We start from the raw sequence: 14,440 nt of genomic DNA, 5'->3' as shown, positions 1-14,440 counted from the left end.
TAAGAAAGCTCTACTGCCATCTTCCTGAAGGATTCATCAAACATTCGTCTGCTCATATAATCAAATTTAAAAGTTTCTTTCTAAATCTGACGACTAAATTCCTCCAGTCAAATGTAGCAACTCCACTTAAGCCTACCTCAATTTATGCATTAAATGGATCTAAAAATCGGCGAGCTTGCAATATAGGTTCTGTAGTTAGCATCTTCACATTAATCAAAGCGAACATGTGTCCATTTTTTATCATGACATGATGCCTTCCTCTGTCAGGTATCTTTCTCAAGGAATCAAAACCATTGAGCGGGATTGACGTTGAATAAGATATTATTATTAATATGTTACATGAAGATTTTAGTCAGATACTTACTTCCCCATAGATGGTTAATTATATTATCGCTGTGCCTGGCTGCAATTTCGCAGCTGTTAAGCCTGCTTGACCCGGTTATTTTCGGGAAGATTATTGATGATTACTCAACCAACAAATTTGGACTCAATCAGTCTGAATTGGTTTCTAAAGTAATTTACTGGTTAATCATTGCGCTGGGAATCGCTCTGCTCGCCAGGTTATGCAAGTCAGTCCAGGAATTTCTTACCCGGAAAGCTGTTGCCAGCTTTGGCATGAATATATTTAATGACGGCTTGAAGCAGACACTGCGCCTGACTTTTCAGGAATTTGAGGAAAACAGGAGTGGCACGACGTTATCTGTACTCCAAAAGGTAAAGACTGATGCGGAGCGGTTCATTAATGCATTTATCAATATCCTATTCTCCTCCTTGGTTGGTGTCGCTTTTTTATTATGGTACAGTATAAATAAAAACTGGATGCTCATCCCTGTTTTTTTTATCGGTGTACTGGTGCTGGGGTCGCTAACTGGTCTGGTTTCAAAAAAAATAAAATTTATCCAGAGGTCCATCAACAGACAGGCCGACAAACAAGCTGGAATCATCACTGAAAGTCTTCGGAACATTGAGCTGGTAAAGAGCCTGGGACTGACCTTTGCAGAAATCAGGAGGCTAAACGATCAGACTAAAAGGATTTTTGACCTGGAAATGCTAAAGGCCAAAAAGGTTAGCAGCCTTTCGTTTTTGCAAGGTGGACTTTTGGTCCTATTGAAACAATCCGTATTGTTCATATTGCTGTGGTTAATATTTCGTAATATACTGACCACAGGTGAGCTTATTGCCATGCAGTTTATATCCACCGCGATATTTACGCCACTTCAGGATTTTGGTAACATGATAATTCTGTACAGAGAGGCGGATGCTTCCTTAAAGACCTTTGATTTGTTGATGGCGAAGCAAATTGAGGTACGTCCGGAAAATTCAGTCGAAGTTGGAGCCCTTGAACGGTTGGAATTTAAGAATGTCGTATTCCGGCATAAGACAGCTTCTTACAATGCTATTGATGACCTCTCATTTTCTATAAATCGTGGACAAACAGTGGCTTTCGTCGGGCCATCCGGTTCTGGTAAATCAACCCTGGTCAAACTGCTGGTTGGCCTTTACCTTCCAAATGACGGCGAGATAAACTTCAACGGGATATCTTCAAATTTGGTGAGATACAATCCGCTTCGTCGTCAGATTGGCTTTGTTACCCAGGAAACTCAGCTCTATGCCGGATCGATTAAGGATAATATGTTTTTTGTAAATCCTGCTGCAAGTGATAAGGATATTATGGATGCGCTCGGGAAAGCTTCGGCTTTAGGTTTAATAGCCAAGACCGCCAATGGCATTGAAACGGTATTGGGAGAAAATGGAATGAAACTCTCGGGTGGGGAAAAGCAGCGCATTTCTATTGCCAGGGCATTACTACGAAAACCAAGGCTATTGATCTTTGATGAGGCTACCTCTGCATTGGATTCCATCACCGAAGAGGAAATTTCAACCACAATCCGCAATATTTCCGGCAGGCGGGAACAGATGACGATACTGATTGCCCACAGGCTTTCTACGATAATGCATGCTGATACCATTTTTGTGTTGGAAAAAGGCAGAATTTCAGAAGTAGGATCGCACAACGAGCTCCTGGAAGCCAAAGGATTGTATTATTCCATGTGGCGCCAGCAAATTGGGGAGAGAAGATAATACTTCTTTCTACCGATGACTTGAGAGATTTTTATCAATCCGCCTATTGGCATTTACTTCTTTAAATGAAACAAGTATATCATCAGTGAAAAAGAGGGGTATCATTTTTAAAAAAAGATGATTACCGTCTTTTTTATGTTCTTGGTGGCCTCATACGCTGACTGGATAACCTGAGTACGCTGACCCCCTCTCACCGGAAATAAATTTGCTATAAAGTTTTGCTTGTCTGCATTTTGGAGAATTGGCGATAAGGGGTCAAGGAAATTGGTTTATGCAGGCTATAAAATTAAATGCCCAGTCTTAAAGCATCCTATTAAAATTTTAGCTCGAAATCCCTCTAATAATTATAATATTTAGGCTGCAAGATGGCTGATAATTTCTAATCACAAAGCGTTCAATTTCAAATTTCTATGTTTGCGAAATTAATATCAACTCCAGTTCAGGAGTTCTATTATATTCCCGTCCGGGTCTGCGATGTAAATAAACCTAAGTACACCGATATTATCAAAATGATGTTCGCTTAGCTCTCCAATTTTCGATGCTCCATTGTTTAATGCTATTGCTAAAACCCCAGCAATATCTTCTACCTTAAATGCGATATGTCCAAATCCCTTTTGATTAGCTAAGTGTCTTTCAGCATTAATTATTTCTGAATACTGATAGATTTCTAATATCGGTCCATTATCCCCATAGCCAGGTAGCCGTAATTGTACCCCTTGTAAATTCGCATTAATGACACCAGTGCCTTTTTCAAGCCACTCCCCTTGATAGTTTCGTAAAGGCGGAACCGCTATGCAATTAAACACGGTTTCATAAAAACGTGCAAGTTCCTTCCAATCCTTTGTTATGATGTTGGTATGTGCATACTTTATGTTCATGATATAAATATTGACTTGATTGTACGTATCAGTATTAAAGTTATAATTTTTTGCAATTCGTCTTTTCCTAGGGTAATAATTTTTTTTGTTCTTTAAGCCATTTAAAAGTATTGTTTTTCCTTCAAATATTCTGCAGTAAAACAACAAGAAACGTCAGGTTTATTGCTTCTTTTGTTCTCTTATATTTGCCATTTACAATAGACTATATTACCATTAGAAGATGCTGAATGTAGATTTCTTTTTTTCCTAACTATAATATTCATTTTTCGAGACAATAACCTAAAGTAATTCTTTAGCTCTATCAATAATCTTCCTTTAATTATAAAGGCATAACGCACCAAAAATCTCTGTCTATTCTTTATATAAGATAATACTAATTTTCTTCCTTTATTTAAGAAGACGCAAAGCGGATTACTGGAAATCTAAATTCGCATTGAAAATTGAATAGGCTGCGCCGTTTATGACTCACAATATTTTTCATTTTTTCGTGGACACTTAAAGTCCGTTTTGTCTGGTAATTCCATACGGTATCCCCATAACTGATTTGCATTCCTGTGATTCTGGCTTCCTAATATAGGTGGGCAACCGTTATTCTGTGGAAATACTCGTTAATGCTTTTTAGCTTTGACCGCGAAGAATCAAAAATAAATATTTTAACGAACGTTTGGTAATTTAAATCTTTTTTATATATTTGCAGCATGAGACCACAGAAAATTTTAGATGCAGATATGATCTCCGGACTTACAAAAGTTTTTAGGGCTAAAGGTTATGAAGGAGCGAGTTTAAATGATCTAGCAGAAGTTACCGGATTAAAAAAAGCAAGTCTTTATCACCGATTTCCAAATGGAAAACAGGAGATGGCGGAATGTGTCTTGAACAATATAGATCACTGGGTGGATGAAAATATTTATTTTCCTCTGCTGGACGACAACAAATCAACAAACTCAAGGTTGAGGTTTGCTCTGAAAAACATTGAGGTTCTCTATGATGGCGGAAAAGAAACGTGTGTTTTCAGCGCTTTTTCTATGCAAAGCGGATTGTCATTATTTGAGCAACAGATAAAATCCGGTATGGATAAATGGATTTTCGCTTTCAATGCGTTGGGTTTAGCCTTAAAGTTTACTGCCAAACAATCTCAGCAATACGCTATTCAGACCTTGATAGAATTACAAGGCAGCCTAATTGTATCAAAAGGATTAACTGATATCAGTATTTTTAAAAGTACGTTGAAAAATATTGAAGAGCGATATTTAAAAGATTAAAAAAATTTAAATAAATTAATTAACAAACGTTCGGTAAATTATGAAACAGACACCAATGCATCCACTACCACCTTTTAACGAGGAAACAGCACTGCAAAAAGTTCAGAAGGCAGAAGATGCCTGGAACAGCAAGGACCCTATCCGGATTTCAAAAGCATATACACTGGATACGCAATGGCGTAACCGAAACCAATTCATTAACGGAAGAAATGAAGTACAGAATTTTCTTGCTGACAAATGGAAAAATGAACTGGATTATAAGCTTAAAAAACAGCTTTGGGCATTTACTGATAATCGTATTGCAGTTAGATTTGAGTACGAATACCGGGATACAGAAGGTCAATGGTATAGAGCTTACGGGAACGAAAATTGGGAATTTGATGAAAATGGACTAATGCAAAAAAGGTTCGCAAGCATCAATGACTTAAAAATTGAAGAGGCAGAAAGAAGATTATTATAATTGGACCATGAGAAAAATAATCCTTTCAAAGCTTATTTAATATTCGCAGTTTTTGGATGTCAGAGCCAAACAATGAGTAAAACTAACAATAAATCAAAAAGTATGATACCCAACCATCCCACATTATTTAAAACCATCGAAGTAGAGGGTGTTGATATTGCCTACAGAGAGGCTGGAAACCCTGAAAAACCAACGATGGTGCTATTACATGGCTTCCCTTCGTCTTCACACCAGTACCGTAAAGTGTTGGCGCAGCTATCTGATGATTTTCATCTGATTGCACCAGATTACCCTTCATTCGGGAATAGCGACTTTCCTTCAGAAAATGAATATGAATACACTTTTGATAATATTGCAAAAACAATGGACGCCTTTCTTGAAAAGAAGAAAATTGTCTCCTATGCATTAATGATACAAGACTACGGTGCACCGATTGGTTTCAGAATTGCAGCAGCTCACCCGGAAAGGGTTACGGCAATAATAAATCAAAACGGAAACGCCTATTTGGAAGGTTTGGGAGATGCATGGGCTGGAATCAGAGCTCTCTGGAAAGACCGAAACCCTGAGACTGAAAAAGCAATCCTGCCGGCCTTTTCTTTGGACGGTTTGAAATGGCAATATACACATGGAACAAGAAATATTGAAACCATAAATCCGGATACCTGGCATTTAGACTATTTAAGACTTTCAAGACCAAATGCACATAAAGTAAATTTGGATTTATTTTACGATTATCAGAACAACCTGAAATTATATCCCAAATGGCAACAGTATTTAAAAGACAATCAACCACCTTTACTAATGGTTTGGGGAAAAAATGACGAGTTTTTTCCTGAAAGTGGAGCAGCTGCTTTCAAAAAAGATGTAATGGATATCGACTATAATATTTATAATACCGGGCATTTCGCATTGGAAGAAGACGGAGATGATATAATTGCAAAAATTAGAGTATTTATGACCAAAGTTAGCAAATAGGTGTCATTTGCCTATAAGATAAGGGATTTGCAAGGCAGGGAATGAAATTAGATCATCACGGTATTCTCTATAAGGTTGCTCACCATAGGTGATAATGCTAACCGAATGTCTAAAATTTGGCCAATTATTGAATGAACATATATAAATTTCTGCAGTTCGGCTATAGAATGTTTTGCGAGATTTGGCCGACAATGCAATAATCTTGACAAGTTGATGTTGGTCGATTCGGAGAAATTTGATGGTCTGAGCCAAATACGCTAAACTAATACCTTTCACAGGCATCGTGAAAGGTATTTTTATTTTTTCTGATTTTAAAATTCTTATCCTGTATATACGGATGAATTTTTTTGCTTTGGTCAAGTTTCCCCATTCGTGCTTGCTAGGCATTTAAAACATAAAACTTGTTTCATTAACCACCGCCCAGTTATTCAGATTAAGTTTTTGTTAATAAAAACTGATGAATTCATTAGTACCCTGTTCTGTATAATCCGAATTTATACCCAATATTGGCGATTATCCTGAGTTGCTGCAATCCCGAGACATACAGCTTATCAGAACTATGAATGGAACAGTCACTGTTCCAGCCTGTCTATTACCCAAGCAGTTCGAAGACCCTGGTCTGGTGACAAGGGTTGAGCTAATTTTTATATCTGGAAATTTTAAATCTGGTTTAGCTTAACCGATGAGCTCCCGGGTTATTGATTTGATAACCTTATAGCTATTAATCATTACGCAGAGGTAAATTAACTTTAACGATACCTTCACATTACAGGGCTAGCTTTGCCGCATCCAACCCAACTGGAAAGAACTAAAACCTTTTATTAAAATAAACTAATTAATTGACTAATGAAAAAATCTTTACTGCAAGTCAGGAAGTTTGTACTGTATTCTACAATAGCCTGTTTTCTGTGCAATGCAATTTCGGCGCCGGTAATGGCAGCTGCAAAACCGGGTGCTGCTGTGTTTGAAAATATCAGCCAGTCCCCGGGAACAATCAGTGGTAAAATTGTGGATGAGAAGGGCGAAGCGCTTCCTGGTGCCAGCATCTTTATCAAAGAAATTAACAAAGTTGTGCAAAGTAGTCCTGATGGAACTTTTTCGGTAACTGCGCCAGCCGGAACTTATAACCTAACGGTCACTTTCATTTCTTACACCACGGCGGTTTTAAGTAAGATTGTGGTGAAAGCGAATGAAAACACACCGCTAAATGTAACCATGAAAGGCGAGACTGGAACGCTCAACGAAGTACTGGTTGTTGGTTATGGCACGCAAAAAAGAGAAAATGCAACCGGGGCGGTTGATCAGATAACATCTAAAAATATAGAGAACCGTCCGATTACCAACCTGACTCAAGGTTTACAGGGTTTACTGCCGAACTTAAATTTAAAGATGATGGATGGTAAACCGACGCAGTCGCCAAGTTATAATATTCGTGGGGCAACTTCTATCGGTCAGGGCGGGAGTGCGCTGATTTTAATTGATGGATTTGAGGGTGATCCGAGTTTGCTGAATCCAAACGATGTGGAGACCGTTTCTATACTTAAGGATGCAGCATCGGCAGCTATTTATGGTGCCAGGGGAGCCTTCGGTGTAATTCTAATCACAACCAAGAAAGCAGAAAAGGGAAGGACAAATGTTGCCTTTTCTACAAATTATTCAATTAAAAACCCATTGCAGGTGCCTGATTTTGTAACCGATGGTTATACCTGGGCTAAAATGTTTGCCGAAGCCTTTGTTAACGGTGATGGTGCCTTCCCGCAGAATGCTAACAAAACCCAGAAATTCTCACAAGCTTATTTGGATGAGTTTAAACGTAGGGTAGAATCTGGTCAGCCTTACAACCAAATCGAGGTGAATCCAACCACCGGAGAATATACCTATTATGGCAGCACAGATTATTATGCTGAACTGTACAAGAAAAATACCTCAGCAACAGAAAATAATCTTTCGGTGAGTGGTGGGAGTGACAAGGTTTCGTATTTAGTATCGGGCCGCTTTTTAAACCAGGACGGGTTATTCAGGTACAACACTGACGACTATGATATGAAAAATATCAGAGCAAGGGGCTCGGTACAGGTTTTTCCATGGTTAAGCATTGAGAACAATGCGGATTATTCGATTATGAATTACCACAACCCGATTAATGTTGGAGAGGGTGGCGGTATCTGGAGAAATATTGCTGATGAAGGGAAGCCAACGATGCCTATTTTTAATCCTGACGGTTCATTAACCTTTGCCGCTGCTTATACTGTCGGTGATTTTATTTATGGCAAAAACGGGATTGATACCCGTCGTCAGGTTTTCAGGAACATTACCGGACTAAGAAGTAATTTCTTTAGTAATAAATTCAGGGTGAATGCAGATTTTACCTTCAGAAATACAGATAATAACCGGGATCAAAAAAGGGTACAGGTACCATATAGTAACTCCCGTGGCGTGACTTCCTATATTGGAACAACGACAAATGATTTATCTTTTGATCAGCGTGAAACCAATTACCTGGCTACAAATATTTATGCTGAGTTTGAGGATCGTTTTGGTTCAGACCATTACTTAAAAGCTATGGCAGGCTACAACTATGAGCAGTCAACCTACAACAGACTTGCGGTACAGCGTAACGGAATTATTTTCGAGGATGCTACAGATTTGAACCTGGCTTTGGGCCAGTCCATCACCACTGGTGGCGGTTATGAACAATGGGCGATTCTGGGTGGATTCTCGAGGTTAAACTATAGCTTTAAAGACAGGTACCTGTTGGAAGTAAATGCCCGTTATGATGGCTCATCTAAATTTCCGGCTAACCAGCGTTACGGCTTCTTTCCATCTGTTTCTGCTGGCTGGAGGATTAATAAAGAATCCTTCTGGAAGGTATCTGATAAATTGATTTCGGATTTAAAGGTTAGGGCATCCTATGGTTCACTGGGTAATGGTAATATTGCATCCTATGCTTTCCAGGAAATCTTTAATGTTAGCCAGTCTGGCGTCATTCTCAACGGCTCGCGCCCTCAAACTACCCGTAACCCTGCGGTTTTACCGGATGGGTTAACCTGGGAAACTTCCACAACAAGCAACTTTGGTCTGGATTTGACAATGTTATCAGGCCGTTTAAGTTTAACCGGTGATGCTTATATCCGCAAAACAACGGATATGTTCACTTTCGGACTGACGCCGCCGGCGGTATTCGGGGCGGATGTGCCTAAAGGGAATTATGCTGATTTAACCACACGCGGATGGGAAGCTTCGGTTAGCTGGAACGATAAAATTGGTCGTGGGGATAAACCTGTACGCTACAATGTCAGGTTAACCCTTGCGGATAATAAGACCAGAATTGACAAATATAATAACCCGGATAAGCTGCTGAGTGATTATTACCAGGGACAGACGCTGGGGGAAATCTGGGGTTACGAAACAGAAGGTTTTTTTATTGATGAGGCTGACATTGCATCTCATGCGAGGCAGGATCCGCAGATGCGTGCTTCTCCAACTGGCAGATGGTTTCCTGGTGACATTAAGCTGAGGGATTTAAACGGGGATGGTTTGATTAATGTTGGCGAGAACAAGGTTGGCAAGTCTGGCGACAGAAGGATTATTGGTAATTCAGCGCCAAGATATACCTATGGTGTAAACCTCGGCGCAGACTGGAATAGCTTTTCCTTCGCAGTTTTCTTTCAGGGTGTGGGCAAACAACAATGGTATCCAAGTACAGAGACAGAAATGTTCTGGGGACAATATAACAGGCCATACAACAATATCCCAACTTTCCACTTAGGCAATATGTGGACCCCGCAAAACACGGATGCTTATTTTCCAAGAACAATGTCCAGGGCTGCTTCAAGCAATACAAACCGTACCCTTGGTGTGGCGCAAACCCGTTATTTGCAAAACGTGGCCTATTTGAGAATGAAGAATATTCAGGTAGGTTATTCTTTGCCAGCTAGATTGATTAACCGAATTGGCGGCAGAACGGCCAAGATATTTTTCTCCGGAGAAAACCTGTTCACTTATTCGCCGATGTATAAGGTTGTAAAAAATACCATTGATGTTGAAAACGCAGTCCCATCCGATCAGGATTTGAACTCAGGCAGCACAAATGGCGATGGTTATAATTATCCATTAATGAAAAGCTTTTCTTTTGGTTTAAACGTTAGTTTTTAAGCTTGGGAGCTTGTAAAAAAAGATAAACATGAAAAAATATTATATATTGATTTTACTGGGTTGCCTTGGTCTTGCCGCCTGTAAAAAGCTCGATCAGCAACCGCAGTCTACGGCGACTAAACAAGCTATTTTTGGTACGGAGAACGGACTAAAGCTGTATACCAATTCATTTTACGGAATGGATTTCTTGCCTAAGAACTCTACAAGTCAGGATGCAATGTCTGATTATTTAGCGGTGCGCTCTGTCCAGGATTTTATTCGTGATGGCGCATATGGCGCAAACACTAGCTCAGGCTGGAGCTGGAGAGATTTGAGGAACATTAACTATTTTATCGTAAACTGTAATGACCCGGCTGTTCCAGCATCGGTGAGGAATAATTACCTGGGTATTGCCCGCTATTTCAGGGCTTATTTCTATCTGGAGAAAGTTAAACGTTTTGGCGATGTGCCCTGGATTGGAATGCCGCTGGATATCGATGAACCAGCATTGATGGGCGGCCGTGATAAACGGGAATTAGTAATGGATTCGGTATTGGCGGATATAAATTTTGCCTGCGCTAATATTCAGACCGCTTCAGATCCAAGTCGTACCACTATAACTAAATGGGTAGCTTATGCATTCAAATCGAGGTTATGTCTTTTTGAAGGGACTTTCAGAAAATACCATACAAATTTAAATTTATCAGCCAGTGCAAGCCGCTGGTTACAGGAATCTGCATCTGCTTCAGAAGAAATCATTAAAAATGGTGGGTTTTCGCTGAATACCGCAGGTGGTCCAGGGGTTTCTTATCGACAGGTATTCACCAGTAACACCCCTGTTGCAAGTGAAGTCATACAGGCAGCGGTTTCTGATGTGAGTTTGGGCGTACTGAATGAGGCGAACTGGTGGTGGACAAGTGGTACCTATGGTGCCAAGGCGAGTTTCACCCGAACTTTTATCAATACTTATATGAAGTTGGATGGAACGCCGTATACGAACGACCCGGCTTACCGTACAATGGTGTTCAAGGATGAGGTGAAAAACCGGGATTTAAGGCTCAAGCAGACCATCCGCTTAGGCGATTATAAACGCATCAGTAATGGTCAGCAGGTTGCCGCGCCACCGGTTTTCTCTTATACTTTTACGGGTTATCAGCCAATAAAATGGACGCTGGATGATTTATACTATGATGCAGGTGCATTAAATACAAATTCGGTTGCATTGTACCGTTATGCTGAGGTGTTATTGAACTTTGCTGAAGCTAAAGCAGAACTGGGGACGCTAACTGACGCAGACTGGGCATTGAGCATTGGGGCTTTACGATCACGTGCGGGAATTACAGGTGGATTAAGTGTTAAACCAACCCTTGCCGACCCTTATCTGATAACAAATTATTTTCCTGAAATTTCTGATGCTACGCTGCTGGAAATCAGGAGGGAAAGAGGCATTGAATTAAGTCTGGAAGGACTGCGTTTTGCGGATCTCTTAAGGTGGAAAAGGGGTAGCTTGATGGAGCAGGAATGGAACGGATTCTTTGTACCTTCTTTAGTAACTCCAATGGATTTAAATGAGGACGGTGTCCTGGATGTTGCCTTTTATCAGGGGACAAGACCTACGCCTGCTGCCGCTGGGGTATCCTATGTAGATGTTTCGGCTACTGTTGGTACTGCTGTAAACTCACAGCTTTTGAAAAACGGCAGCTCTGGGGAATTAACCTGGATGAAAGAAATTCCAAGAAAATGGAATGAACGTAATTATTATTACCCGATTCCTTTAAATGACCTTCAGCGCAATCCTAATCTTAAACAAAATCCGGGTTGGTAATAAACTTCAAAGCTTAATACAATGAAAATAAAATTATTAATCGCTACGGTGCTACTTTCCCTTAATGCGGTAGGCCTTAAGGCGCAGCAAATTACAGTCGGTACTTTCAATATCCGCTTTGATAATCCCCGGGACAGCGGAAATTTATGGGTAGACAGGGCGCCTGTTGTATCCAACCTTATCCGCTTTCATAGGTTCGATATTCTGGGTGTTCAGGAGGCTTTGGATAATCAGCTAACAGATATCAAAACTGCTTTGCCTGAATATGAAGTTTATGGAAAAGGACGCGATGATGGTCAGGATGGCGGAGAACATTCGGCGATATTTTATAAAAAAGACCGCTTTAAATTAATCAAAAGTGGTGATTTCTGGCTATCTGAAACACCTGAAAAACCTGGGAAAGGCTGGGATGCGACCTGTTGTAACCGGATTTGCTCATGGGTTTATCTTCAGGATTTGAAGACCAAAAACCAGTTTTATGTGTTCAATGTGCATTATGACCACCAAGGTAAAGTTGCCCGTCTGCAGAGCAGTGAGCTAATCCTTAAAAAAATAGCGGAAATAGCCGGTTCTGCTCCGGTTTTGTTGACAGGTGATTTCAATGGGGGCAGGGATAGTGAATGGTACCAGCGTTTGGCCAGTTCAGGCATCCTGTTTGATGCATACGGCAAAGTTAAATTCCCTTATGCAAACAATTCATCTGCGAATGGATTCAGAACACCAAAGGGGCAAACTGTGATTGATCACATCTTTGTGAGCAATCATTTTACTGCCAGCAGGTGGGGAATTTTAACGGACACCTATTATGGTAAATTTCCCTCTGATCACTTTCCGGTTTTAGCGGAGGTGGAACTGAATTGAGGAGTTATTTTTAGATTATCTTATCCAGGGGGATGTGGCATTCGCCGCATCCCTCTTTTTTTTGGGTGCGCCGGGCATGGCAATCAACTATAGCGTTTAAGTCCCGAACACGAAGGAATAAGGTAGCCAACTAATGGCTTCCTACCTAATTGCGCTTTTTTTGTTGCCCCGGTGCAAAAGTCCTTGCCGATTTAGAACCTGTTCCTTTTTTAGCTTGTCCCGGAGGAACCTTCCCACTATTTCCATCTGTCCCCACCGTATAACAGGCGCTTGTCAGCAGCACTGCCGACAGGGCAAATATTAAGTATAGCTTTTTCATAAGATACAAACATCCATAACTATGCCAGATGATCTGACAGGTAATGGCTTTATCATTGTTTGCCCTACAATTTCTCCGTAATATTTCAGCTATCTTTTCCTGCTATGGCATGTTATAACGATGGATATAGTCTTATCTTTGTTGCATTTGTGCTAAAAGAATCGCGAAGATTTACATAAAAATTTAAATAACAATGAGCTATGTTTTAAAGGTTCGTTTTTTGAGACGAAATATATCAAGATTTACTTATTTATCAATCAGGCATGTTTATTTAACAGGACTTCTATTTATTCATTATCTTGCCAGCCGAGTGATTAAAGGAATATAGTTGTTCGTAAAGTTCAGTCAATGGAGACTTTAAAGGAGCTAACTATTTTTGATTGCAAAGCTTTTAAGCATCAGTGGCTTTGCTAAGACGCTTCATTACAGGAGTAGCGGTAAGTCCATGTAGTACGATAGAAATCAGAATCGTAAAAGCAACAATTGCCCATAGCTCATCCTGCTGCTCAAAATTTATTTCACCGAAAGCAAAAGCCAGGTAGTATATTGACCCCATGCCCCGTATACCAAAAAAACTGATGGCCAGCTTTTCCTTAAGCGCTATTGAACTGCCCAACAATGATAGATAGACGGTTGCAGGTCTTACCAGTATGATAAAAGCCAGGGCGACTATTGCCATTGTTAAGGTAAGTGGAGCAAGAATTCCACCAACCAGAGAACCCCCGAAAAATATAAGCAGCACAGCAAGTAGCATACGCTCCATCTGGTCGGTGAAAGAATGAAGCTGCTGATGGTAATCATGTCCTTTTTCGTAATGGCGTAGCGTAAGTCCGGCGATAAAGACGGATATAAAACCGTAGGCATGAAAAGATTCACTTACCGAATAGGTCAATAGTGTTAGAGATATTGCCAGAAAGCCATCAGAGGCTTTGAGCAGTCTGTACTTTTCTGAGATGGAAAAAACCAGATAGCCAACTAGTTTACCACACACCCAGCCAATAACCAGACCTGCTAAAATTTTATATGCTAGATAATACCAGGCCCAGTGCCATAAAGCCGATAGACTTATACCCTTGGAGGCGATGATCATAGCTAACCAGGTAAATGGAAAGGCGAGCCCGTCATTTAGTCCGGCCTCAGAAGTTAGCGCGAAACGGGTCTCGGATTTGCCGCGCTCATTGGGGGGACCGACCTGCACATCAGCAGCGAGCACCGGATCTGTTGGTGCCAGCACAGCGGCAAGCAGTAGCGCGGCCGGGAGACTTAGCCCCAAAGCCAAAATACCCATTGCTGTTGAAATTCCTATTGCAAGAATCATGGAGAGCAGGATGAGTCTCAATGGCGTAGCCCATGACCGGAAAGAGAAACTTCTGTCTATTTTGATGCCTGTTCCCATCAGGGAAATAATGACTATAAGTTCTGTTAGGTGAACCACAAGGCTATTATCTTTATCTGGTAGTGGACTTGGTAGTGCCTTGGGCCAAATCAGATAAAATAGCACACCAATCCCAACATACACAATCGCGTAAGATATGCCTATTCTACTCGAGATTGTCGGGATGAAAGCCATTCCAATACTGGCAATGCCGGCAATAAGCATGAGTATAAGGTACTGGTTCATGGTTGAATAGGTTAATTTATTAA

At 40.6% G+C, this 14,440-nt stretch carries 9 protein-coding genes; 7 read left to right on the top strand and 2 right to left on the bottom strand.

Annotated features, from left to right (window positions below; genetic code table 11):
- Positions 1-339: 339 nt before the first annotated feature.
- Complete coding sequence (locus LUA86_RS07250) at positions 340-2,082, top strand: ABC transporter ATP-binding protein (protein ID WP_231459941.1); 1,743 nt, start codon at positions 340-342, stop codon at positions 2,080-2,082.
- A gap of 428 nt (positions 2,083-2,510) precedes the next feature.
- On the opposite strand, the gene LUA86_RS07245 is transcribed toward LUA86_RS07250, so the two are convergent.
- Positions 2,511-2,960: a VOC family protein gene (locus LUA86_RS07245; RefSeq protein ID WP_231459940.1), complete on the bottom strand. Its 450-nt coding sequence runs from the start codon at positions 2,958-2,960 to the stop codon at positions 2,511-2,513.
- Positions 2,961-3,658: 698 nt separating this feature from the next.
- Here LUA86_RS07245 and LUA86_RS07240 point away from each other — a divergent pair.
- The 6 genes from LUA86_RS07240 to LUA86_RS07215 all read left to right on the top strand — a co-directional run bounded on the left by LUA86_RS07240 (position 3,659) and on the right by LUA86_RS07215 (position 12,477).
- Positions 3,659-4,222, top strand: coding sequence for a TetR/AcrR family transcriptional regulator (locus LUA86_RS07240; protein ID WP_231459939.1), 564 nt, complete (start codon positions 3,659-3,661; stop codon positions 4,220-4,222).
- Positions 4,223-4,262: 40 nt separating this feature from the next.
- A complete protein-coding gene (locus tag LUA86_RS07235) occupies positions 4,263-4,682 on the top strand; it encodes a nuclear transport factor 2 family protein (RefSeq protein WP_231459938.1) in 420 nt (139 codons plus the stop codon).
- Positions 4,683-4,754: 72 nt separating this feature from the next.
- Positions 4,755-5,657, top strand: a complete 903-nt coding sequence (locus LUA86_RS07230; protein ID WP_231459937.1) for an alpha/beta fold hydrolase — start codon at positions 4,755-4,757, stop codon at positions 5,655-5,657.
- Positions 5,658-6,503: 846 nt separating this feature from the next.
- The gene (locus tag LUA86_RS07225; RefSeq protein ID WP_231459936.1) at positions 6,504-9,812 is read left to right on the top strand and encodes a TonB-dependent receptor; all 3,309 of its coding nucleotides are present in this window, start codon (positions 6,504-6,506) and stop codon (positions 9,810-9,812) included.
- A 28-nt stretch (positions 9,813-9,840) separates the two neighbouring features.
- The gene (locus LUA86_RS07220) at positions 9,841-11,616 is read left to right on the top strand and encodes a RagB/SusD family nutrient uptake outer membrane protein (protein WP_231459935.1); all 1,776 of its coding nucleotides are present in this window, start codon (positions 9,841-9,843) and stop codon (positions 11,614-11,616) included.
- Between the two features lie 21 nt (positions 11,617-11,637).
- Positions 11,638-12,477: an endonuclease/exonuclease/phosphatase family protein gene (locus LUA86_RS07215; RefSeq protein ID WP_231459934.1), complete on the top strand. Its 840-nt coding sequence runs from the start codon at positions 11,638-11,640 to the stop codon at positions 12,475-12,477.
- A gap of 710 nt (positions 12,478-13,187) precedes the next feature.
- On the opposite strand, the gene LUA86_RS07210 is transcribed toward LUA86_RS07215, so the two are convergent.
- The gene (locus tag LUA86_RS07210; protein ID WP_231459933.1) at positions 13,188-14,417 is read right to left on the bottom strand and encodes a sodium:proton antiporter; all 1,230 of its coding nucleotides are present in this window, start codon (positions 14,415-14,417) and stop codon (positions 13,188-13,190) included.
- Positions 14,418-14,440 lie beyond the last annotated feature (23 nt).

The organism is Pedobacter sp. Leaf132 (assembly GCF_920984695.1).
GTDB lineage: Bacteria > Bacteroidota > Bacteroidia > Sphingobacteriales > Sphingobacteriaceae > Pedobacter.
The sequence above is the reverse complement of the archived record's forward strand: the minus strand, read 5'-3'. Positions and strand labels throughout refer to the sequence as shown.

Bases quoted from the DNA above. Each gene is read 5' to 3' on its own strand.
- LUA86_RS07250 (WP_231459941.1), top strand. From the start codon at position 340: ATGAAGATTTTAGTCAGATACTTACTTCCCCATAGATGGTTAATTATA.
- LUA86_RS07245 (WP_231459940.1), bottom strand. From the start codon at position 2,960: ATGAACATAAAGTATGCACATACCAACATCATAACAAAGGATTGGAAG.
- LUA86_RS07240 (WP_231459939.1), top strand. From the start codon at position 3,659: ATGAGACCACAGAAAATTTTAGATGCAGATATGATCTCCGGACTTACA.
- LUA86_RS07235 (WP_231459938.1), top strand. From the start codon at position 4,263: ATGAAACAGACACCAATGCATCCACTACCACCTTTTAACGAGGAAACA.
- LUA86_RS07230 (WP_231459937.1), top strand. From the start codon at position 4,755: ATGAGTAAAACTAACAATAAATCAAAAAGTATGATACCCAACCATCCC.
- LUA86_RS07225 (WP_231459936.1), top strand. From the start codon at position 6,504: ATGAAAAAATCTTTACTGCAAGTCAGGAAGTTTGTACTGTATTCTACA.
- LUA86_RS07220 (WP_231459935.1), top strand. From the start codon at position 9,841: ATGAAAAAATATTATATATTGATTTTACTGGGTTGCCTTGGTCTTGCC.
- LUA86_RS07215 (WP_231459934.1), top strand. From the start codon at position 11,638: ATGAAAATAAAATTATTAATCGCTACGGTGCTACTTTCCCTTAATGCG.
- LUA86_RS07210 (WP_231459933.1), bottom strand. From the start codon at position 14,417: ATGAACCAGTACCTTATACTCATGCTTATTGCCGGCATTGCCAGTATT.